This window comes from Xanthomonas hortorum (genome assembly GCF_011305375.1).
GTDB classification, from domain to species: domain Bacteria; phylum Pseudomonadota; class Gammaproteobacteria; order Xanthomonadales; family Xanthomonadaceae; genus Xanthomonas; species Xanthomonas hortorum_E.
Genome location: NZ_VCME01000033.1, coordinates 1 through 1,404, shown reverse-complemented (window position 1 = coordinate 1,404; position 1,404 = coordinate 1). Strand labels below are relative to the sequence as shown.

At 61.8% G+C, this 1,404-nt stretch carries 1 protein-coding gene; it reads left to right on the top strand.

From position 1 onward, the window contains the following. Positions 1–323 precede the first annotated feature (323 nt). A complete protein-coding gene (locus FFY45_RS21400; protein WP_176341965.1) occupies positions 324–1,247 on the top strand; it encodes an IS110 family RNA-guided transposase in 924 nt (307 codons plus the stop codon). Positions 1,248–1,404: the final 157 nt, after the last annotated feature.

Sequence of the window (1,404 nt, the reverse complement as noted above, 5' to 3'; positions counted from 1 at the left end):
TCTCAGCGCAAGCCAAACCACAGGCAGGCTTTCAACGAAATAGCCTGCAGACTCTCTGGTGCGGTGTCCTCACCGATTGCGGGACCGTGTGGCGGCATGGATGCCGCGTAAGAGCCTTATCTGTTCGGAATCTGGCAGTTTAGGTGTCGAGAGCCGGCGTGGGCCACCGTGAGAGCCTGGATCTCAGCGATCGCCGTGTAGCTTGGTACCCACGCCGGATTCTCCCTTGATTCGCCCGAACAGTTGCCCGAGGTGACACTCGAAACGATAAGACTGGGCAGGCGAGGGAGCTCTCGACATTTCTAGCCTAGCGGAGATTTCCCATGAGCGGAATCGGGATCGATGTGTGCAAACACTCTCTTGACGTTGCGGTTTTTCGAGGCCAGACCCGTCAGTTCACCAACACCGCAAGCGGTCATCGGAAGCTTGTCGATTGGCTGAATACGCTGTCGGTGCGGCAGGTGGTGCTGGAGGCGACCGGGGGCTACGAGCTGGCAGCGCTGGATGCCTTGCATCACGCCGCATTGCCGGTGGCGCGCGTCAATGCGCAACGGGCACGCAACTTGGCCAACGGTTTGGGACTGACCAAGACCGACCGGCTGGACGCCGCCATGTTGGCCTGCATGGCCGAGAAGATGGAGCTCCATCAGTATGTTCCACTGGAACCATGGCAGCGCGATCTGGGCGAGCATGTGCGTGCCCGTCGGCAACTGGTGGATCTGTTGAAAACAGCAAGGCAGCAGCTGCTGCAGGTTGCGGAAAAAGCGCTGCGCAAGCTGCTGCAGGGCAACGTGAACCAGCTTGTGCGCAGTGTGGCGCGGTTAGACAAACTGATCGCCGGGCAGCTGAAGACGCTACTCACCGAGCAACCGCACCTGGCTGCGTTGAAGACGCTCAAAGGGGTCGGTCCGGTGCTGCTGGCCGTGCTGGCGTGCCGGTTACCAGAGCTTGGGACGCTCAGCGGAAAGCAGATATCCCGATTGGTTGGCGTTGCCCCGCTCTCGCGCGACAGCGGCGCGATGCGAGGTAAACGGGGGATTGGCGGAGGCCGAGCCGACATCCGACAGGCGCTGTATATGGCGGCCATGTCCTCAGCTCGGCACGAGCCACGTCTGCGCGATTTTTACAGAGCGCTGCGGGCACGCGGCAAGGAGGGCAAGGTCGCCCTTGTGGCGGTGATGCGCAAGATGCTGGTCATCCTCAATGCGCGCGTGCGCGATGAAAGAGCCGCCATGCAGCCCGCCTGAGCGCATTTGACGGCCATGCGCAAACGCAAAAAAGCGTGCCGGCCAGCGGCCGGCACCTACCGATGAACGCGCCTGAAGGAAACCGCTCAAAGGTCGCGGGTTGAGGTCCTGATCAACACAGTTGCTACACGGACGTACTTGCGGCGTGTCCCGCCGG